The sequence below is a fragment of the uncultured Roseobacter sp. genome, from assembly GCF_947496515.1.
Lineage (GTDB): Bacteria > Pseudomonadota > Alphaproteobacteria > Rhodobacterales > Rhodobacteraceae > Roseobacter.
In genome coordinates, this window is sequence record NZ_CANMDB010000002.1 from 582041 (window position 1) to 601880 (window position 19840).

General features: G+C 59.0%; 17 protein-coding genes. 8 read left to right on the forward strand and 9 right to left on the reverse strand.

The features are described 5' to 3' along the window. Nucleotides 1-8 precede the first annotated feature (8 nt). From Q1A53_RS06435 to Q1A53_RS06455, 5 genes are all read right to left on the reverse strand, one after another. The gene (locus Q1A53_RS06435; protein ID WP_299964148.1) at nucleotides 9-725 is read right to left on the reverse strand and encodes a cytochrome b561 domain-containing protein; all 717 of its coding nucleotides are present in this window, start codon (nucleotides 723-725) and stop codon (nucleotides 9-11) included. After that, nucleotides 725-1597: a carbohydrate ABC transporter permease gene (locus tag Q1A53_RS06440; protein ID WP_299964150.1), complete on the reverse strand. Its 873-nt coding sequence runs from the start codon at nucleotides 1595-1597 to the stop codon at nucleotides 725-727. Before Q1A53_RS06440 ends, Q1A53_RS06435 begins: the two co-directional genes overlap by 1 nt. Further along, complete coding sequence (locus tag Q1A53_RS06445) at nucleotides 1597-2514, reverse strand: sugar ABC transporter permease (protein ID WP_299964152.1); 918 nt, start codon at nucleotides 2512-2514, stop codon at nucleotides 1597-1599. Before Q1A53_RS06445 ends, Q1A53_RS06440 begins: the two co-directional genes overlap by 1 nt. Before the next feature lie 218 nt (nucleotides 2515-2732). Next, entirely contained in the window at nucleotides 2733-4058 is a 1326-nt protein-coding gene (locus tag Q1A53_RS06450) for an extracellular solute-binding protein (protein ID WP_299964155.1), read from the reverse strand. Between the two features lie 33 nt (nucleotides 4059-4091). Then, a complete protein-coding gene (locus tag Q1A53_RS06455; protein WP_299964158.1) occupies nucleotides 4092-5174 on the reverse strand; it encodes an ATP-binding cassette domain-containing protein in 1083 nt (360 codons plus the stop codon). Nucleotides 5175-5348: 174 nt separating this feature from the next. Here Q1A53_RS06455 and Q1A53_RS06460 point away from each other — a divergent pair, with 174 nt between their 5' ends. After that, entirely contained in the window at nucleotides 5349-6383 is a 1035-nt protein-coding gene (locus tag Q1A53_RS06460) for a LacI family DNA-binding transcriptional regulator (RefSeq protein WP_299964161.1), read from the forward strand. Nucleotides 6384-6954: 571 nt separating this feature from the next. Here Q1A53_RS06460 and Q1A53_RS06465 read toward each other — a convergent pair. Beyond that, on the reverse strand, nucleotides 6955-9867 hold the full coding sequence (locus Q1A53_RS06465) for a methyl-accepting chemotaxis protein (protein ID WP_299964164.1): 2913 nt from the start codon (nucleotides 9865-9867) through the stop codon (nucleotides 6955-6957). A gap of 114 nt (nucleotides 9868-9981) precedes the next feature. Then, entirely contained in the window at nucleotides 9982-11136 is a 1155-nt protein-coding gene (locus tag Q1A53_RS06470) for an ABC transporter substrate-binding protein (RefSeq protein ID WP_299964167.1), read from the reverse strand. 403 nt (nucleotides 11137-11539) lie between these two features. Between Q1A53_RS06470 and Q1A53_RS06475 the strand changes: the two genes are divergently transcribed. The 7 genes from Q1A53_RS06475 to Q1A53_RS06505 all read left to right on the forward strand — a co-directional run bounded on the left by Q1A53_RS06475 (nucleotide 11540) and on the right by Q1A53_RS06505 (nucleotide 16846). Next, a complete protein-coding gene (locus Q1A53_RS06475) occupies nucleotides 11540-11935 on the forward strand; it encodes a hypothetical protein (protein WP_299964170.1) in 396 nt (131 codons plus the stop codon). A gap of 368 nt (nucleotides 11936-12303) precedes the next feature. Further along, the gene (locus tag Q1A53_RS06480) at nucleotides 12304-12999 is read left to right on the forward strand and encodes a WbqC family protein (protein WP_299964172.1); all 696 of its coding nucleotides are present in this window, start codon (nucleotides 12304-12306) and stop codon (nucleotides 12997-12999) included. Beyond that, nucleotides 12996-13925, forward strand: a complete 930-nt coding sequence (locus Q1A53_RS06485; protein WP_299964174.1) for a glycosyltransferase family 2 protein — start codon at nucleotides 12996-12998, stop codon at nucleotides 13923-13925. The genes Q1A53_RS06480 and Q1A53_RS06485 overlap by 4 nt, the downstream gene beginning before the upstream one ends. A 36-nt stretch (nucleotides 13926-13961) precedes the next feature. Next, the gene (locus Q1A53_RS06490; RefSeq protein WP_299964177.1) at nucleotides 13962-14627 is read left to right on the forward strand and encodes an acetyltransferase; all 666 of its coding nucleotides are present in this window, start codon (nucleotides 13962-13964) and stop codon (nucleotides 14625-14627) included. After that, the gene (locus Q1A53_RS06495; protein ID WP_299964179.1) at nucleotides 14624-15553 is read left to right on the forward strand and encodes a hypothetical protein; all 930 of its coding nucleotides are present in this window, start codon (nucleotides 14624-14626) and stop codon (nucleotides 15551-15553) included. The genes Q1A53_RS06490 and Q1A53_RS06495 overlap by 4 nt, the downstream gene beginning before the upstream one ends. Next, nucleotides 15546-15962 carry a GtrA family protein gene (locus Q1A53_RS06500; protein ID WP_299964181.1) on the forward strand — a complete coding sequence of 139 codons (417 nt, stop codon included), beginning with the start codon at nucleotides 15546-15548 and terminating at the stop codon, nucleotides 15960-15962. Before Q1A53_RS06495 ends, Q1A53_RS06500 begins: the two co-directional genes overlap by 8 nt. Next, nucleotides 15959-16846: a class I SAM-dependent methyltransferase gene (locus tag Q1A53_RS06505; protein ID WP_299964182.1), complete on the forward strand. Its 888-nt coding sequence runs from the start codon at nucleotides 15959-15961 to the stop codon at nucleotides 16844-16846. The genes Q1A53_RS06500 and Q1A53_RS06505 overlap by 4 nt, the downstream gene beginning before the upstream one ends. A gap of 224 nt (nucleotides 16847-17070) precedes the next feature. Here Q1A53_RS06505 and rffA read toward each other — a convergent pair whose 3' ends face one another. Both rffA and Q1A53_RS06515 read right to left on the reverse strand, forming a co-directional pair. After that, entirely contained in the window at nucleotides 17071-18207 is a 1137-nt protein-coding gene (gene rffA, locus Q1A53_RS06510) for a dTDP-4-amino-4,6-dideoxygalactose transaminase (protein ID WP_299964476.1), read from the reverse strand. 33 nt (nucleotides 18208-18240) lie between these two features. Beyond that, a complete protein-coding gene (locus Q1A53_RS06515) occupies nucleotides 18241-19740 on the reverse strand; it encodes a hypothetical protein (protein ID WP_299964183.1) in 1500 nt (499 codons plus the stop codon). Nucleotides 19741-19840 lie beyond the last annotated feature (100 nt).

The window sequence follows — 19840 nt, forward strand, 5'->3', positions numbered from 1 at the left end:
GGCGGATTTCAGGGGCGTTCGACGTCTACGCGCGTGACACCAAAGCCGATGGGTTTGCGCCGGTTGCCGGGCAGCGCGGGATCTGGCCCCCAGATGGCTTGATAGGTGTCGATGGCCATACCGCGCCGCTGCAGGAGAACCGCCAGCACGAGCAGTCCGCTCCACCAGATCGCCAAGGCCAACCCCATCCAGTTGGGCGCGTTGGCCTGCCAAAGTCCGGATACCAGTGTCGCCACGGAGAGCAGCAAGGCCAGATAGCCTGCGGACTTGTGAATATATTCAAAGGCGAGCCGCCGTGGCGTCATATCGTAGTGATCTCCGCTCAAGGATCCGTCGGCCGCGCGTTCCGTCGGGCCGCCCTTGGTGCCGCGCAATATGCCGCCGAGGATCTGAGCGAGGGCCAGCACGAGCATGCTCCAGCCCAGAAATCCGTGCGGACCGGGGGCTGCGGCAAGCGGAGGAGCGCTGAGGATCAGCCACAGGCCGATCCCCATCAGTGCACAGGCGCTGTACTGGCAGATCCGGTGGGTGTTCCACCAGAAGTGGCTGTCCAGTGACCGGGGCCAATCCTGTCCCGGAGCGATCTTGAAATAGCGCGCGACCAGCACGCCGATGGGCACCAATACCCCCCAGGCCAGCACCATCGTGCGGGCGTGCCAGCTGAGGTGCCAGCCCACGTCATGGGCGCGGGCGGCATCCATCGGCGCGGCAAGCCACTCCCACATCAGCCCTTGACCGCGCCTGCCGTCATGCCAGTGATGATCTGGCGCGACGCCACGAAGGTAAAGATGATCGGTGGCACAGCCAGCAGCATACCCGTCGCCATGATCACGCCCCAGTCGATATCGAACTCAGTGATGGAGTTCACGATGGTAACGGGTACCGTACGGGAATTGCGGTCAGCCAGAGCGTTGGCCAGCAGGAACTCGTTCCACGCCACCCGGAACGTAAAGATCGCGGCTGCCGCCAACCCCGGTTTGATCAGCGGCAGCACCACGAGGAAAAACACCTGGAATGGCCCGGCGCCATCCATGCGGGCCGCTTCTTCCAGTTGAATGGGCACCTGGACGATAAAGCTCTGCAGGATCCAGATCACAAACGGCAGGTTCATGGCCACATAGACCAGGATGATCCCCGCGCGGGTGCCGTCGATGCCGAACTGAAATGTCCAGATGCCAAAGACCGGCACCAGTAGCACCGCAGGCGGCACCATGCGCATGGCAAGGGTGGAAAGCGATACCGTATCGCGCCCCATGAACCGGAACCGCACGAGCGCATAGGCCGCCATACAGCCCATCACGAGCGTCAGGACAGTGGAGACCAGCGCACTGATGAGTGAATTCACCAGCGCGCGTCCAAAGGTCTTGTCGCAAAAGGTGATGTGATCTGCCTCGTACCAAAGAAAGTCGCACAGCGCCGTCTCGTAGTTTCGCAGCGTCGGCATGAAGAGCAGCGAGGAGCTGTCAGACATGATGTCGACGTTCAGTTTCAGCGAGGTCGTCAGCATCATGACGATGGGGCCCACCGCCATCACCACCAAGGCTACAAGCAACGCGTAAAACGCCGGGTTTTGCCGATCGTAGGTCTTGGCGGCCATCACAGATCCTCCTCAGCGGCCTTGCGCAGACGGGCGGTGCGCGCCTCCACGGCCTTGTTGTAGGCGAACATCGCAAACGTAAGGATGACCAGCAGGATGAGCAGGTAGTTCGACATTGCGGCAGCCTCTCCCAACTCGCGGAATTCCGATGCGGTCCGGGAGATCCTGAGCGACAGGATTTCGGTCGAGAGACCCGGTCCACCGTTGGTCAGCACCAGGATCACCTCCAGCACCTTGAAGGCGTCGATGAGGCGCAAGAGCAGCGTCACGATCAGCACCGGCATCATCAGCGGCAGCTTGATGTAGACGATCTGTTGCCAGCCGGTGGCACCATCGATGCGCGCGGCCTCCATCGCTGATTGCGGCAACGACTGGAGGGCTGCAAGCGACAGGATAAAGATGAAGGGTGTCCACTGCCACACGTCCGCGATGACCACTGAGGCAAAGGCCCAGTTACCGTCGCTGAGCCATGGGATGGGGTCAAATCCAAGTGATTTCAGTGTCTTATTAAAGATGCCCACCGACGGGTGGTACATGTAGCGCCACATTAGCCCGACCACGATGGGTGCGATCATCATCGGCAGGATGAACAGTGTTCGCAGCGCCGACATGCCGCGGATGTTGCGATCCAGAAGCAGGGCGAGGCCGACGCCCAGCACCATTTCGATGGTCACCACGACGGCGGCAAACTTGATGGTGACCCAGAAGCTTTCCAGAAAGGCCGCGTCATTCAGCAGACCAATGTAGTTGCGCAGGCCCACGAACTCCGCCTCGCCGATGCGCTGGCTGGGATTCCAGTCCAGAAAGCTCGCATAGATCATGTAGCCGATGGGATAGAGCAGGGCGACCGCCATGATCACAGCCGCAGGGGCGAGGAACAGGTAGGGTGTCAACCGATTTGCGTTGGCGATTTGCATGGGGTGCGGATCCGGTTTGCGAGAGGCTTGCGGTCAGGTCGTCCCGGCGCGGGTTAGGGATGCGCAGGGGCCGTTGGTGAAGTGGTGTTGGGGCGACTTTCGTTGTCAGCGCCCAGACGGGTCAGGGGGTGGGGCGCCAGGGTTTCCGTTGGAAAACCTGGCTACCCCCACTCGGACGGCGGGGCTGGCCCGTCCCACTCGATCAGCGCAGCTGATCGCTACTGCCAGGTGTAGTACCCGGCTTCGTCCATGATCGCGCGCGCCCGCTCGGCCACCCCGTTCAGCGCTTCCTGCGGGTCGAGGTCCTCGGTCAGCACCTGGCTCATGGTGGTGCCGATGTCGGCGTTGATCTTGCCCCAGGTGGGGATGATCGGGCGCCAGTCCGGGTCGGCGTACTTCAGCGCTTCGCCGAAGGTGGCAGAATAGGGGTACTTCTCGTTCAACTCCGCGTTCTCATAAGTGGAGAAGCGCGAGGGGTTGCCGCCCGCCATGGCCACAGCCAGATCGCCTTTCTTGGAGGTCAGCCACTGCATCAGCAGAAAGGCCGCTTCCTTGTTCTGGGCGTTCTTGGGGATGGCGATGCCAAAGCCACCGGTCTGGCTGCCACGACGCACGCCTTCGGGGTGTAGCGCATAGCCCACTTTGCCCGCGACGGTGGATTTGCTGGGGTCTTCAAAACCGGCAGCAAAGGCGATGCTATCCATGAACATGGCCGCGTTGCCCTGCTGGAAGGCAGCTGCCGCTTCGGCAGGGCCAAAGGTCTGGCTGCCCTCAGGGCCGCAATCAACGATGGTTTTCAGCGCATTGGCGGCAGCAACACCAGCCTCATTGTTGATAATCGGCTCCCAGCTGTCGTCAAACACACGTCCGCCGAGCGGTGCCAGATGTAGCAGGAACGCGTGGCTCGCCTGGTGACCCGAGGCAGCCCGCGAGGCCATACCGCCCATGCCGGGCTCGACCTCGGGGATCTTGCAGGCCGCATCCAGCAACTGGTCATAGGTCTCGGGCACGCCGATGCCGTGCTTTTCAAAGATGTCCTTGCGGTAAGCCAGAACGGAGGTCTCCGAGCCGTAGGGGATGCCAAAAGCCGAACCGAGCTGACCGGGCAGATACCCCTTTTGGCCACCGGCGACGCCTATGTTCTGAACATATCCTGCAATCAGATCCGACTGGTCATAGTTCGGATCGGCCAGCGCAGGGTTCATGAAATACTTCGCCAGGTTCTCCAACTGATCCGCATAGACGTAATCGGCCTTGGAAAAGACCACATAGGCGATCATGTCATAATCGCCCTCGTCTTTGGTCAGTTCCAGCGTCTGGCGTTCGCGCATCTTGAGATATTGCAACTGGTCCACCTCGACCTCGATGCCCGTCTCTTCCATGAACTGGGGCAGCACCTGCATCATCGCATTGTAATGCGGGTGCGCAGGTACGTTGATCACCAACGTCGTCCCTTCGTAAGGTTCATACGGATTGGCGAATAGCGACCCGGCCATCGTGGCCGACACCGCTGTCCCCGTCAGGATTGTTTTCAATGATAGCATTCTTCAGTCCTCCCTGATGCTACTTCTGATTTGTCAGAGCCGAAGCCCGGACGTTTTGTCGAAAATCATGATCTCGTCGGTGAGCACGCCAAAGGTCTGCACCGTGCCTGAGCGTACGGGTGAAGCACTTTGCGTCTCCACGAGAATTTCCGCGTCCCCACAGTGGGTGACGAGTACCGATTGCGCCCCCAGGTATTCGGAGACCACCACTTTCAGCTCGATGGGTGCGCCTTGCGTGGTGTCGGGTGTAAAGCTTGACGGGCGCAGGCCAACGGTGACCGCGCGGTCGGGGGCGCTCTGCAGTCGGGTGGCGATATCGGCGGGCAGGGGCAGCGCGTAGCAATCACCTCGGACCCACTGCGTGCCGCCTTCCTCCACCAGTTCACCGTCCAGAAAATTCATTGTGGGGGCGCCGATAAAGCCTGCCACGAACGTATTGACCGGTTCTTTGAAAAGCTGTTCCGGCGTGCCCTGCTGCTGGATGAGCCCGTCGCTCATGACCACGATGCGGTCACCCAGTGTCATGGCCTCCACCTGATCGTGGGTCACGTAGACCATATTCTTGTCGATGGTGTCGCGCATCTCGGCGAGCTCCGCGCGCATCTTGCCGCGCAGTTTGGCATCGAGGTTGGACAGCGGCTCGTCAAAGAGGAACGTGCCCGCATCGCGCACCAGCGCGCGGCCCATGGCCACCCGCTGGCGTTGTCCGCCCGATAGCTCGGCGGGCTTGCGGTCCAGCAGATGCGCGATGTTGAGCATGCTTGCGACCCGTTCGACTTTCTCTGTGATCTCGGCTTTTGGCACCCGCGCCAGACGCAGCGCAAAAGACATGTTCTTGGCGATGTTCATATGCGGGTAGAGCGCGTAGTCCTGAAACACCATGGCCAGGTCGCGCTCTTTGGGATCCAGTTTGCTGATCGGTTTGTCGTCAAAGAAAATCTCGCCGCTGGTCACGGTTTCCAGCCCGGCGAGCATCCGCAAGGTTGTGGATTTGCCGCAGCCGGACGGGCCGACCAAAACGGTGAATTCGCTGTCTTCCAACGTAAGGTCGAACGGCGGCAGAACTTCCACGACCCCGTAGCTTTTGGATACCTGGTCAAACGCAATTTTTGGCACGTATTTCCCCCCGGGCGTGTTTGTGGCTGCTTCGTCAGCGCGGCACCGCCTGCCGTAAGACTGCCCAATGCGCGGCGAAATCCGAAGGAAAAAAACCGAAATGAACGTTAGCGTTAACGTTTCAATCGTGTAAAGTAATGATACTACGATAAAATTCAGATCCGTGGACGATGTATGGGACGTCGAAAACACCCCGCCAAGATCGAGGATGTTGCCCGGCGCGCCGGTGTCAGCATCATGAGCGTGTCGCGAGCGCTGCGCGGTGTCGAAGGTGTGTCGGAGGCCAAACGGGCGGAAATTCTGCGTATCGCGCGCCAGCTAAAGTACGTGCCCAACAGCAACGCGCGGTCGCTTGCGGTGGCCAACTCCAATCTGATCGGCATCTCCCTGCCGACCTTCGCCGGGGAGGTCTTTGCCGATATTCTCAATGGGATGCGGCGGACCTTCGCGACGGCAGGATACGCAAGCGTTATCGACACAACGGAGTATGACCCCGAGGCCGAGCTGGCATGGGTGCGGCGTTTGCTGTCCTGGCAGCCGGCAGGGATCATCCTGACCGGGCTGGATCATAGCTCGGAGACGGTCGAGCTGCTGAAGGCATCGCCCATCCCGGTTCTGGAAATCTGGGACTACACGTCCGAACCGATTGATATCTGTGTTGGCATCGATCACTACCGGGCCGGACAACTCATTGGTGAGCATGCGCTCTCGTTGGGCTATCGTCGTCCGGGTTTTGTCAGTACGCCGCGTGGGTTTGACACCCGCGCGGATTCGCGGCTGGCTGGCCTGAGAGATGTCTTCGCGCGCGCGCGCAGTGCCTCCGTACTCTCGGCGCGACCGCAGTGCGACAGCTCTTTTGCCACGGGCTATCAAGGGACGGAAGAACTGCTGGATACAGGTCCCCCGGATATCATCTGCTATCTGAACGATCATATGGCATTTGGCGGCTTGATGTGCTGTCAGGCGCGGGGGCTGTCGGTACCGAGTGATATCGGTCTGGTAGGGTTCAACGAACTTGATCTCGCGAGTGTGCTGCCCAAAAAACTGACCACCGTGCGCACCCTGCGACGGCTGATGGGCATTACGGGCGCCAGTGATCTTTTGGCCCGGATCAATGGGGTGGCCCGGGTGCCCGCAAAGTCGCTGCCTCTGGAGTTGATCGTTGGCGAGACGACACGTCGCCAACCCGGTGCCGGCGGTGAGGTCTGACGCACATCCCGAGACGACATCACTGGTCCATAAAGGCATTTTGTGATAGACGCCCGCCGCTGCGGAGCAGATGGGCTGCAGTCTTCAAACGCTGTCAGGACTTCGCGGCGAAATTGTAATGGAGATAACTAAGCCAGCGGGTCGAGGCACTTTTTCTAGCGAGGTTTTTCACAGGTTCAGGGAATGCGATCGGCGGCGCCGTACCGCTCAATTCCTGCAGCCCGTCTCGTCTTGAACTCTCCAAGTGGCCAGTATCTGGAGCGTCGTCAATTGAGCTGAGTGCCAATGGATGAACAAGGCGGGCAGTCCGCCCCGCTTTACCTCCGTCAGTGATCAGATGCGGACTGATCGCCACGGTTCACGTCGCCATTACTTCTCAGCGAGAGCGACGGCGACGCTCGTATCTGACCGGACCTAGTGGCAAGCGACAAATATCAGTTTCCGGCTCGCATTTGCCCGTCTGGACGTCTGTCGCCGCCACCTATCCGTCCCCGGTGTCAGTCGGAAAGCTGGACCATGTCTGGGGCGGGGTCTTTGGGCATGCGGAGTTGTTTTGCCCGCGGAACGATCGTTAAAACTCGTCCCAGCCATCCAGATCCTCGGCGAGGTTACCAGACGCAGGCGTTGGCACAGGCACGCTCTTTTTGGCCTCAGCGTGTTGGACTGCGTTTTCCTGCGTGCTGGGCGCCTGCGCGCCTGCATTGCTGTCAGAACTCGTTTTGAACCGGCTGGTCGACTGCTTCAAACCCGCTGCTTCGGTCGACAGCAGGCTGCTGGCTGCGGTGACCTCCTCGAAGGATGCGGCCTGTTTCTGGGTATTGCTGTCGATCTGCGATACGGCGCTGTTGATTTCGCTGATGCCATGGACCTGTTCGTCGATTGCGACCGAGATCTGACCAATCCGATCGGAGACGCTGACAACGCTGTCCGCGATTTTTGCCAGAGATTCTTTGGCGTCCGTTACCTTCGACACACCCTCGGAAACGGCGGTGTCGCTACGCGCGATCACCTCGTCAATCTCGGTTGCTGCCTCGCCCGCGCGCTGTGCCAATTGTCGTACTTCGGATGCCACGACCGAGAAGCCACGACCCGCCTCACCAGCACGGGCCGCCTCCACGCCTGCGTTGAGCGCGAGCAGGTTGATCTGGAAGGCGATGTCATTGATCACCGTGACCACTTTGCCAATCTCTGCGGACGCATCTGCGATCTTGGTCATGGCTTCTGCCGCGTCGGCTGCGACCGTGCCGCTCGATTCCGCAGTGTCGCGGGCAATGCCGGCATTGGTATTGGCTTCCGATACGTTCTGACTGACCTGTTTAATGCTGGCCGTCAGCTCTTCCAAAGCGGCTGATGTCTCTTCCAGTGATGCCGCATTTTGCTCAGCCTGCTTTGAAAGAGCATCCGACGTCTCCAGAAGCTCCGAAGAAGAGCCTGCCAGATTGGCGCCACTGCCGGAGATATCCGTGATCAGGTCGCGCAGCCCGTCAATCATACCATTGGTATCGTTCTGCAGACTGGCGAACGCCCCACTGAACTGACCGACCATCATCTCCGTCAGGTCCCCACGTGCAACACGAGACAGCACGCGCGCTGTTTCCGACAGCCCTTCATCCACCTTTTGCACCAGAGCATTCACGCCGTCAGCCAGACCTTCGAGCGCCTGATCGTCGAAGGAGACCTCAATGCGTTTGGTAAAATCACCGTCAGAAGCGGCAGAAACAACCGACCCGATTGACGCGCTGAGATCATCAATCATCTTTTGTTTCTGGGCTTCGGCCTGACGGCTGAGTTCTTGCTCTTTCTCCTCTTCGCGTTTCTTCTGTTCGGCTGCAGCGACTTGACGCTCTTTTTCTGCGGCGCGTTCTTCTTCGAGAGCCGCTGCCTCGCGGCGTTTTTCCTCTTCGCGCATCTGGATGGTCTGGAGCGCATTTTCCCGGAAGACATGAAGGGCTTTGCCCAGCCGCCCGAGCTCGCCATTGTTCTGCGGTACACCGTCTATTTCGGACAGATCGCCCCCGGCCAAACGCTCTGTGATCACCGTGACGCGGTTCAGTGGGCGCGTAACGAACAGCCAGACAAGAACCGGTGCCACCAGGACCAGTGCCAGCCCGATCATACCGATCTGAGTGATTTGCGCGCCAGCGGCTTGAACATCCATGCCCAGAATGTCTGCCGCTTCTTGAATGGACCCAACGGCACCGGATGAAAAGGCGGCGGTCTCCTGTGCGATGGCACCAACGGACTGCGATGCATCAGCCGCCGCTTGTGCCGCCGCCAGCTGAGCTGCAAACACCGCGCTGCGGTTGGTGGCTATGCCCGTTTGGGGGTCTGCCAGTGCAAGCAGTTGTTCTACGTCGGCGATCGTTGCGGGGTCCGCAACATCGGCCATGAGAGACCTGACGATCGTGGCGCTTTCGCTCAACTCCCCTTGTGCGAGCCCCAGCTCGGTTGGCGTGCGGGCCAGTGCCGTCTTGAGGGCCAGGGAGAAGAAGGCCTTGGTGGATGCGTCGAGCGCTGCCATATCCTGCATGGCAGCCACTTCGGTTTCCATAAGGCTGCTCAGCGCGGTTTGGCTTGTCTCCTTGGCCTCTTCGCTGCGGATCACCAAGTCGAAGTAAACGTTGTCCACGGCTGGTGTGAGGACGCCGTCGACGGTCAGGCGCAGCTCCAGAATTTCGCTTTGGGCTGGCGGTGCGCCAACGCCGGCAAAAGCGCGGCGATATGTTTCCAGTGCATCAGAAACCATGGCAGTGACATCGGCCAAGCCGTCCATACCGCTTGCGACATCAAGCAGGCCGGTCAGCCGGTCAACGGAGGATTGCCCAAGATCAGTCGTGATAGAGCGTGCGGCAGAACCGCCACCTTGCTGAAGCGTCAGCGCCAGTCCGGTCAGCAAGTTGACCTCAGCCTGGATGCCCAGCACGGTCTGAAATTGGGCGAAGTCGCGTTCCACGAGATTTGTAAGCGTCTCGTCGAGCGAAGAGGTGGCTGCTTCCCCGCTGAGGGTCATGTCAAAAAGTGCCGTGTCGGTTGCTTCTTCGAGCCTACCGCTGACCGCGTTGGCTGTTCCGAAGGCAGCCTCCAACGTCAACATCGCATCCGCTCGGGCCTGCTGCTCGTCTACACGGGCTGCCAAGAGTGCGAGAAGTGCTGCCTCGGCATCATCGAGAAGAGCGGTGGCGTTGTCACGTTGATCGGCCGGAAGGGCATCCAAGGTGCCTTGGAAGGCCGCAACCACCTCGGCGTTGTCTTTCTGCAGTGTTTGGAGTTCTTCGCGGTTCTTCGCGATGAGGATATTGGTCAAAAGGGCGCGGGTTTCATCGGTTGCAATCGCGATGTCCGCGCTGGCGCGCAGTTGTGGCAACCTCTCATCCGACATGCTTTGCATTTGATGCTCAATCGACTGGAAAACCGTCCAGCTGAGGTAGACTGCAGCGCCGATCATGATGCCCATGGCACCAACGATCAGCGCGAGCCGTGTCATGATCGAATGCATCACTTTTGACACAAGGTTTTTCATCGGGACGGTCCTTAAACTCTGGCTCTTGGGGGGCGCTGGTGTGGCGGCACGTGGATCCGTGCCGCCAAAGTTCGTGGATCAGCTGGAAGGGCCTACAGGCTCAAAGCTGCCGTCGGCGCCGATTCGGGTCAGAAACACCGCGTCCGATCCCTGATTGTCGCCCGGGCCATAGCTGAGCGTGACGCCGCCAAAGTCGACTGTGCCAAGTTGAGACAGCGCCGCAAGATATCCAGCGCGGGTCAGGTCCTGACCGCTGACGCGCAGTGCCTCGATTGCAAGGCGACCCGTCAGATACCCTTCGAGCGATACGAAACCCGGCTCTGCCGCGGCATCTACCGCTGCCAGTGCCGCCTGATATTCCGCGACCACTGGGATCGAGCTATCCCAGGGCTGTGGTACGACCTGGCTGATGATGACACCTTCGCCGTCCGGTCCAAGTTCCTCTGCAAGTGCCTTGGATCCCACAAAGGAAATGGTGACAAAGGTCGGGTCCATTTTCAGCTTGCGCGACAGTTTGACGAATTCTGCCAATGGCTTATAGGCTCCAACCATGACGATGGCTTCGGGCTCGGACTTGCGGATTTCCAGAAGCGCCGACTTCACGGCGACGGTATTGCGGGTGTATGTCCCCTGGGCGGAAAGCGTCATGCCGCGCGCTTCCAGCGCTTTTGTGACACCGGCCAGACCGACACGACCGAAGCCATCGTCCTGATACAGAATGGCAATGTTGGTCAGCCCGAGATCATCCACCAGATGATCGATCCACGCTGCTGTCTCGGCATCGTAGGTCGCGCGCATGTTGATCACGTTGGTCAAGGCCGGATCCCGGAGGAAACCGGCGCCGGTGAAGGGGCCGATCATGGGCATATTCGCTTCGGTTGCGAGGGGTTGCGTCGCTTTGGTTGTCGGGGTGCCAACTGGCCCGATCAGCGCCAGATAGTCGTTGCTGGCGATCACGGCGTTCACCTCTTCGATAGACCGGCTCGGTTCATAGCCATCATCCATGTTTTCGAGTTGCAGCTGACGTCCGTGAACGCCTCCGGCGCGATTAACCTCCTCAAAAGCTGCCTGAATTCCCTGCCGCATTCCTTGCCCAAGGGCTTCCGCAGGCCCTTCAAGCGCAGCCACCTGCGCAAAGCGTACGGTAGAGTCGTCGATACCTTCCTCCGCAGAAAGGGGGAATGCGAGAAAGCAACCGGCTGCAATGGTTGCGACATGAGAGAATTTGATCATTATCAGGTCCTTGGTTCACCTACATCGGGGCGGACGGTGGACCCAAAGACTTACCTTTTGATTAAGGTGCCCGGCGAGATTTAGAGTCAGTTCGAGTGATTTGTCCTCTCGCGCGCCTTCCGGTCTTTCAGGTCTGCGGGAAACGATGGCTCTCAAGAGCCCGCTACGGTGCGTCCCCGGGTGAAGCCGGTCAGAGGCGACACTCAAGACCTACAGCCCATGTCGTGAATGTCGTGACGTCGCCTATGGCCTGATACCTACCAGATCAATCGAGCCTGTTACCGGCCCATTGCGCAGTCAGGTCAAGGGCGAATTACCCGAGCGGAAATACGCCACTGATCAATGGCTTGAACAGCGCTTTTGACAGTGCCAAATCAACACAGGTCAAAATGGTGGATCGCCTGTGAAGTGGTTGATTTGGGCGGTACTGTCGGTCGCCGCCATCCTCTTTCTTGCATTTCCGTTGGCGTGGGTAGCTCCCGTGGCCTATTTGAAGGTGGAAGCATTCTTTGGTTTCGGGCCCGTTTCGATGCCCTGGGCAATCTCCCTCGCCCATGACCGATTGGCGGCCGGTGCCTATGACGACTGCGCCGCACCTTTTCTCTTTGCTTGGTATGGTAGTTTTGGCGGCGGACCTTACGTGCCTGACCATTTGAAGCTGCCCCCAAGAAGTGAATTTGAAGAGATCATCCTCATCCATTCCGGGATCGTCACAGAGAGTACAAAAGTCGTTCTCTCCGAAATGGCGCAGTTCAATGAAAACATGATCCATCAGTGTTTCGGACCTGAACAGCGTTGATCCTTAGTCCTGCTCCGAAAACCAGGGCACGAAAGGGATCGGAGCGATTTTTCGGCCTCCGCAACGCCAACCTATGCCGCGATATCTTCGGTCTCCATCCTGGAAGGCCGTGCCAATGGTAGAGCTTTTGGTGACGTTTCTGCTTTGCATAGCCAATAGCACGTCCGTTCGACCGTAAAATCTGCGCGCATTCAGCTCTGTTGCCAGCAGCCTGCGCCCGTGGGTTGCATCAATGTGTACTTGATGCCAGAACCAGACGGCAGAAGCCTGCAGGCTTGACCTTATATACAGCGAGGAAAGGTGCTCGGTGTGACGGACCACATCACCCTCTGCTGCTATATGGATGTGAACCGTCAGGGAGCTGGTTGTTGAAACGCGTTGCCATCGTTCAATCCAACTACATCCCCTGGAAGGGGTATTTTGATCTGATCGCCTCCGTTGATGAATTCATCCTCTACGATGACATGCAGTTCACCCGGCGCGACTGGCGCAATCGCAACAAGATCAAAACGGCACAGGGCCTTCAGTGGTTGACCGTGCCCGTTTCGGTGAAAGGCAAGTACACACAGAGCATTTCGGAGACCGAAATCTCTCAGCCCGACTGGGTCACAAAGCACTGGAAATCGCTGGAACTGGCCTACGGTCGTGCACCGCACTTCGACGAGGTTGCCGAGTGGGTGGAGCCTTTGTATCTAGAGGCGGACGACAGGCACCTGTCCCGCATGAACGAGCGCTTTCTATCCGAAATCTGCGCCCGGCTCGGAATAGATACGGTGATTTCCCGCAGCGATGATTACACCCTCGCCGATGGCAAGAGCGAGCGGCTTGCGGATCTTTGCGTGCAGGCGGGTGGAAATGTTTATGTGTCGGGGCCTGCGGCTCGGGACTACCTGGCGCCGGAGGTTTTTGCACACCGTAATCTGGAGCTCGATTGGTTTTCCTATGATGGCTACCCCGCGTATCCGCAGCTCTGGGGTGCCTTTGAGCACGGAGTGAGCATTCTGGATCTGCTCTTCAACTGCGGCAGTGCCGCGCCCAATTACATGCGGCATGTCACGTCATGAAACTGTCTATCGTCACAACGCTCTATCAGTCCGAACCCTACATAGAGGAATTCTGCGCAGGTGCGTCAGAAGCAGCCCGAACCCTTGTGGGCGATGACTACGAGATTGTCATGGTCAATGACGGCTCCCCGGACAATAGTCTGGATGTGGCGGTATCGCTCGCCCGGCGCGACACACGTCTTGTGGTCGTCGACCTCTCCCGCAACTTCGGGCATCACAAGGCCATGATGACCGGGCTCGACCACGCGCGGGGGGATCTGGTCTTTTTGATCGACAGTGACCTCGAAGAGGATCCCGCGTGGCTTACGCTGTTTCACGAGGCGCTGACGGCGGGTGATCACGATGTGGTCTACGGCGTGCAGTCCCGGCGAAAAGGCAACTGGTGGGAGCGCACCTCGGGCAGCTTGTTCTATACATCTTTCAACGCGCTGTCGGGAGTGGAACTGCCGCGCAATCTGATCACGGCCCGGCTGATGCGCCGCCGCTATGTAAGTGCTTTGCTGCAGCACCGTGAGCGTGAAGTGGTGATTGCGGGCTTGTGGCAGATCACCGGTTTTGATCAACACGCGCTGAGCGTCAACAAGAAGAGTACCAGCCGCACGACCTATTCCGTCCGCCGCAAACTGTCGGTCCTGGTGAACTCTGTGACGTCGTTCAGCAACGCGCCCTTGGTGATGATCTTCAACACCGGTGTGGTCATTTCAATCGTGGCGTCGATCTATATCGCCTACCTCGTTTTCAACTGGGCGTTTTTATCCCGACCACTGAGCGGCTGGACGTCGCTCATGGGATCCATCTGGCTGCTCGGAGGGCTGATCATCTCATTTATCGGGATCATCGGTCTCTATCTGGCCAAGATCTTCACGGAAACAAAGCAGCGCCCCTACACCATCGTGCGGCACATATACGGACGAAATGATGAGTAAGTGCGCGCACTTCCCAACCATCGCCAGGATACCTTGATGCAGAAACCACTGATACTCTTCGGTACCGATGACACGGCGGAACTGGCACATTTCTACTTCACAACCGACAGCGCATATGATGTCGCGGCTTTCACTGTCGATCGCGCCTACATGACCGCGGATACCTTCTGCGACCGACCCGTGGTGGCATTCGAAGATCTGGCCGCGGAATATGCGCCGGCAGACCACGCGCTTTTTGTGGCCATGGGCTACTCCGGCCTGAATGCGCACCGCAAGGACAAGTATCTGGCGGCGAAGAGCGCAGGATACGACATCGCGGGCTACGTCAGCAGCCGCGCGACCGTACTGAATGACGGCAAGATCGGTGAGAACTGCTTCATCCTCGAAGACAACACCATCCAACCCGGAGTGCGGATCGGGAACAATGTCACCCTATGGAGCGGGAACCACATCGGACATCATAGCGTCATCGGGGATCATTGCTTCATCGCCTCCCACGTGGTGGTTTCGGGCCGCGTGACGATCGAAGAGCAGTGCTTTATCGGGGTGAATGCGACGCTGCGCGATCATATTACAATCGGCGCGCGCTGTCTTATCGGTGCAGGGGCACTGATCCTCGCCGATGCAGAGCCGGAAGGCGCCTTTGTCGTGAAAGGGACCGAGCGGGCACGCGTGCCCAGCACCAGATTGCGCAAGATATGAGCGCACAGCGATGGGAAAAGCTGGGCCGGATCTATGATCCTGAAAGAGCCGATCGCCACCCCAAGCTGGCGACACACGCCGCCAATCCACTGGCGCTGCATCTGGAAGGCGACATATACCGGGTATTCTACAGCGGTCGGGACGCGGAAAACCGGTCTTCGGTTGGCGCCGTTGATGTAGATATTGTTGCGCGGAAAGTGATGACGGATCCGGCAACGCCTCTTTTCCTGCACGGGCCAGCGGGCAGCTTTCATGAAGCAGGGGTAAGTATCGGCAATTGCTACACTGCGGCCGATGGCGCGCGGTACGTGTTGTTCATGGCCTGGCAGACACCTGCAGGCGCGCATTGGCGTGGGGATGTGGGTCGTCTGCGCCTGACGGAGGACATGACGTTCGAGCTGACGCCGTCCGAACCCTTCATGGGGATCGATGACGTCGACCCCATCAGCCTGTCCTATCCATGGGTGCACCGGACACCAAGTGGACATTACCAGATGTGGTATGGATCCACCCGAACATGGGATGCAGGCAACGGTGAAATGCTGCATGTGCTGAACCACGCCAGCTCCCCCGATGGTCTGACTTGGAGCCGCCACGGCCTCGCTGTTCCCTTCGACCTGGGCGTCGCCCAGGCATTCTCCCGCCCGAGTGTCGCGGCTCATCCGGAGGGCGGGCTGGAGATGTGGTTTTCCTTTCGGGGTGCGCCCGGCATACCTTACCGGATCGGATATGCGCGCGCAGAGGAAGGAAAGACCTGGCAGCTGGTGCTGCAAAACGCCGGGATCCCGGTCTCGGACACGGGCTGGGACAGCGAGATGATCGAATACCCCTTTGTCTTCGATCACCGCGGCGCCCGCTACATGCTGTACAACGGCAATGGACATGGGCGGAGCGGCTTCGGCCTCGCCGTGCTGCACCGTGACTGACGACCACGAAAAAACCCTTGGACAAGTGCTTCGCTACGGGCTGGTCGGTGTGGTGAGCAATTTGATTGGTTACGCGGCTTACTTGCTCCTGACCGCTTTTGTCCTGCCGCCGAAGCTGGCGATGACATTGCTCTATGCCGTCGGAGCAGCGGTCGGGTTTTTCGGCAATCGGCACTTCACCTTTCGTCACCGGGGCAGCGTGTCGCGGGCGGCCATTGCCTATGTCATCGTCCATGGGATCGGGTGGGCCTTGAACTTTCTGCTCCTCTATACCTTTTCGGATCGTCTGGGATATCCGCACCAGTTGATCCAGGCGGTCGCTGTCCTGCTGGTGGCGGCCTATGTCTTTGTCAGCATGCGCCGCTTCGTCTTCCCGGTACAGCAAGAGGAAAAAGGATCTCGGGAATGAAAAGTTGTCTGAGCTGCAACGCACAGGCCGACATCCCGGCGACGGCACCTTGCGCGACCTGCGGTGCGACGGTCGTCCTGCGGGACGGCGTCGCGATCTATGCGCCGGAGTACACCGATGAAAGCGACGGCTTCAAGGCAGAGTACTTCGACGAACTGGTGAAGCTGGAGGATCGTAACTTCTGGTTTCGGGCCCGTAACCGGTTGCTCATTTGGGCCTTCGGTCGCTTCATGCCGAAAGGTGGCAGCTTTCTCGAAATTGGTTGTGGTAACGGATTTGTCCTCAGAGGTCTCCGCACAGCCTATCCCGAGGCGCGGTTCTCCGGCAGCGAGATTTTTCTCAACGGACTTCAATTTGCACGGCAGCGCCTGCCGGGGGTAGATCTGATGCAGATGGACGGGCGGCACATCCCGTTTGCGGCCCACTTTGACGGGATTGGCGCATTTGATGTGCTCGAACACATCGATCAGGATGAAGAGGTCCTCGCGCAAATTCATGCAGCCCTCAAACCCGGCGGGCACCTCTTTCTGACGGTGCCGCAGCATATGTGGTTATGGAGCGCCATGGACGATCTGGCCTGCCACGTCCGGCGTTACACTGCCGCTGAGCTCAACTCGAAACTTGCCGCTGCGGGTTTTGACGTTCAGCGCAGTACCTCTTTCGTGTTCTTTCTTCTGCCCGCGATGCTGGCGGCCCGACTGGTGAAACGAAACGTGGCACCCGAAGATGTGGACACCAGCACCGAGCTTGACCTGCACCCGGTCCTCAATGCTGTCTTCTACGTCATCATGCGGCTGGAGATCCTCCTGATCAGGTTGGGCGTGAGCTGGCCGCTCGGCGGTTCGCGTCTGATGGTCGCGACAAAGCGAAAGCCCACTGTGTAGAGCCGCCGAGGCAGCCTTGACCCAGCGATATGCCAGCGATTTGGACCGCGTGCCTGTCCGCGCGGAACATCGGTGGCAATCGCAACAATCGCGCAGGGGTATGGTTCAAGCGCTATGCATCGCCGCCTGTCACCTCATCCGCGCGCAACAGATCTGCATCTGCGCGCCCCGGCTCCTTCCACAGCGCCGCTGAACGTAGGTGTCTTATGCCCGGGGTCGTACTCTTAGGCAGTCACTTTGAAGAAGGCATTCACGTGGTCGATCACTTCCTCCACCTCGTTGCCAAGGTCAAAGTACATCGGCAACCGAACGAGGCAGTCAGAGATCCGATCCGTCTCCGACATCGGGCCTGCCGTGCGGCCAAAACGATGACCCGCAGGGGCGCTGTGAAGGGGGACGTAGTGAAATGGGGTGGTGATCTCTGCCTGTTTCATCTGGTCAATAAAGTTATCCCTCATCGAGCGGTCCGGCATCATCAGGAAAAACATGTGACCATTGCCCTTGGTATTTTTCGGGATGATTGGCAGTTGCACGCAACCTGTCTGCTGCAGTGGCGCAAAGGCCTCAGCGTAGCGGTGAAAGAGCGACATGCGGCGTTGGCGGATCATCGGCTCCATCTCCAACTGCGCAAAGAGATAGGATGCGATCAGCTCTCCCGGCAAGTAAGATGATCCCATGTCGACCCAGGTGTATTTGTCGACCTGGCCGCGCATGAAACGAGAACGGTCCGTCCCTTTTTCCCGGATGATCTCCGCCCGTTCGATCAGATTGGGATTGTTCACGACCAAGGCGCCACCTTCGCCGCTCACGATGTTCTTGGTCTCGTGAAAACTGAAGGCCGCCATATGTGCCAGACTGCCGGCCGGACGTTCCTTGTAGGTCGAGCCGAGCGCCTGTGCCGCGTCTTCGACCAGCAGCAGGTTGTGACGGTTGGCGATCTCCATCAGCGCATCCATATCGGCCGGAAAACCGGCGTAATGGACGGCGAATATGGCCTTTGTCTTGTCCGTCACGGCAGCCGCGGTGCGTTTGGGGCATATGTTGAGGGTTTCGCCATCGACATCGACAAATACCGGCGTGGCACCGCGCAGGACGACAGCATTGGCGGTGGAAACGAAGGTAAAGGATGGCATGATCACTTCGTCGCCGGGACCCAGATCACATAGCATGGCTGCCATTTCCAGCGCCGCCGTGCAGGAGTGTGTGATCAGCGCTTTCTGACCGCCGGTAAGACGCTCCAGCGCCGCGTTGCACTGCTTGGTGTAATATCCGTCACCCGACAATTGTCGCCGCCGGATCGCGTCCCGGATGTAGCTGACTTCATTACCGAGCAGGCTGGGCTGATTGAACGGAACTTTTATGACGTATCCTTTCGCTGGCGGTTCGCAGGGGCGCTACGGTCTTGTCGTGATCCTAAGCCCGTCCGAAGCCTGTGTAATCACCATTTCGACCGTCTCTACCTCCGCGTGACGTCGGTGCGCTGCTGCATTGTAGACGTCTTTGAAAAGGTTGTCATAGGAGCCGTCTTCATACCTCGGCAGCGCGGTCTTCGGTATGGCGAAACGGGACTGGTCTCCAAAGGCGAGCCGCAACATGCCCGTCAACTCATAGGCGCGATACGCGCGATGGAGTGCATTGGGTGTGCTGTCCGATAGCAGCAAAAGTTCGGCGTTCCTGATCTGATCGGACTGTTCCATGAAAGCAATCATCGCTTTTTGCTTTTGATTGTCGCGCCAGAAGTCCCACGAAGTCTCAAGCGACATAGCCAGGAAAACTGCGGTGATCGGCGCGGCAGCTGCCATGCTCAATCGCGCGGGAAGCAGCTGCAGCACGCCCGCGCAGCCCACAGCGATCCCGAACGGCATCAGCAGCTGATGACGCGAGTACCAATCCTCGAAGATCGGCAGGTGACCGACGATCCAATAGGGAACCAACCCCGCCAGCAGCATGAATGCACCGGCTGCGATCAGCAAAAAAGGGCGCCGTTCCTGAAAATCTGCCAGTTTCAGGCGGTAGAAAACGGGGGCGAGTACCGCGAGACAAACCAGCAGGAGGGTGATGTCTGGGCGCTGGTCGAGGGCATTTCCCAGCTGCGTTTTTGCAATACCGGGTATGCCCGAGACATCAAAATCCGCGTTGTATCCCTCATATCGACCCCGGGGTGCGAAAAACTGAGCCTTCACGAAGAAAAAGACGAAGGGAGCGAGTAGGTAGTCCAGATGGCCTCTTGTCCATGCGATCAGCTGCGCAAAGGATCGATGACCGGAGTTTCTCAGCAAGGATGCCAGCATCGGGGCGGCATAGAAAACCAGAAGCGACTGAACACCGAAACTGAAGAAAAAGCACAAGAGCGATAGGATCCGGTTTCTGGGGTGGAACCACCAGCCAAGCACAAAAAGAAAGACGTAGAGAAGACTGGGCGTCATGATCATGGCATGACGTGCTGCAAAGACCGGCGCGCAGAGAAAAAACAACATCACGAAAAACCGCGTGCGCGGGCAAAAGGCGGCTTCGCGTGACAGGATGCTCTGAAAGAGCAGGGCAATCGCGAACCACACACCAAAAGTGACGAGATGGTAGAGCCACGGACCCGCGCTCAACAAAGCCACGTGCATATAGCCGGTCATATTGAGAAAAGAGCCGTTCTCCGAGAATGCAATCAGAATTTCACGACTGTCGGCGAGCACGAGTGTCCAATCGTCCCAGTATCGCGCATCGAGGTTCAGCGGCAGGCTGCTGTTTGCTGCAGCATACAAGATGAACAAAACCCACAGGTATGGTACATCCGTCATGCGTGACAACAACCGTGCCTTTGGTCGGTTCATGAAGCGTTTGACCTGTCTCGCGGCTGCAGCCTTGCAACCTTTTCGTGTCGGTTGGGTATCCCGTGCCACCGGTGGTGTCCAGCGAGGCCAAGAGTTCAACTGTTCCTTCAGATCCCGTCGCGGGCCTCTGCGCAGTTTGATCGCCCGCACTTGACGACCCCATGGCTAT

Coding starts and splice junctions, on each gene's coding strand:
- Q1A53_RS06445 (WP_299964152.1), bottom strand. CDS start 2,514: ATGCAAATCGCCAACGCAAATCGGTTGACACCCTACCTGTTCCTCGCC.
- Q1A53_RS06450 (WP_299964155.1), bottom strand. CDS start 4,058: ATGCTATCATTGAAAACAATCCTGACGGGGACAGCGGTGTCGGCCACG.
- Q1A53_RS06490 (WP_299964177.1), top strand. CDS start 13,962: ATGCAGAAACCACTGATACTCTTCGGTACCGATGACACGGCGGAACTG.
- Q1A53_RS06495 (WP_299964179.1), top strand. CDS start 14,624: ATGAGCGCACAGCGATGGGAAAAGCTGGGCCGGATCTATGATCCTGAA.
- Q1A53_RS06505 (WP_299964182.1), top strand. CDS start 15,959: ATGAAAAGTTGTCTGAGCTGCAACGCACAGGCCGACATCCCGGCGACG.
- Q1A53_RS06435 (WP_299964148.1), bottom strand. CDS start 725: ATGTGGGAGTGGCTTGCCGCGCCGATGGATGCCGCCCGCGCCCATGAC.
- Q1A53_RS06465 (WP_299964164.1), bottom strand. CDS start 9,867: ATGACACGGCTCGCGCTGATCGTTGGTGCCATGGGCATCATGATCGGC.
- Q1A53_RS06440 (WP_299964150.1), bottom strand. CDS start 1,597: ATGGCCGCCAAGACCTACGATCGGCAAAACCCGGCGTTTTACGCGTTG.
- Q1A53_RS06485 (WP_299964174.1), top strand. CDS start 12,996: ATGAAACTGTCTATCGTCACAACGCTCTATCAGTCCGAACCCTACATA.
- Q1A53_RS06460 (WP_299964161.1), top strand. CDS start 5,349: ATGGGACGTCGAAAACACCCCGCCAAGATCGAGGATGTTGCCCGGCGC.
- Q1A53_RS06470 (WP_299964167.1), bottom strand. CDS start 11,136: ATGATCAAATTCTCTCATGTCGCAACCATTGCAGCCGGTTGCTTTCTC.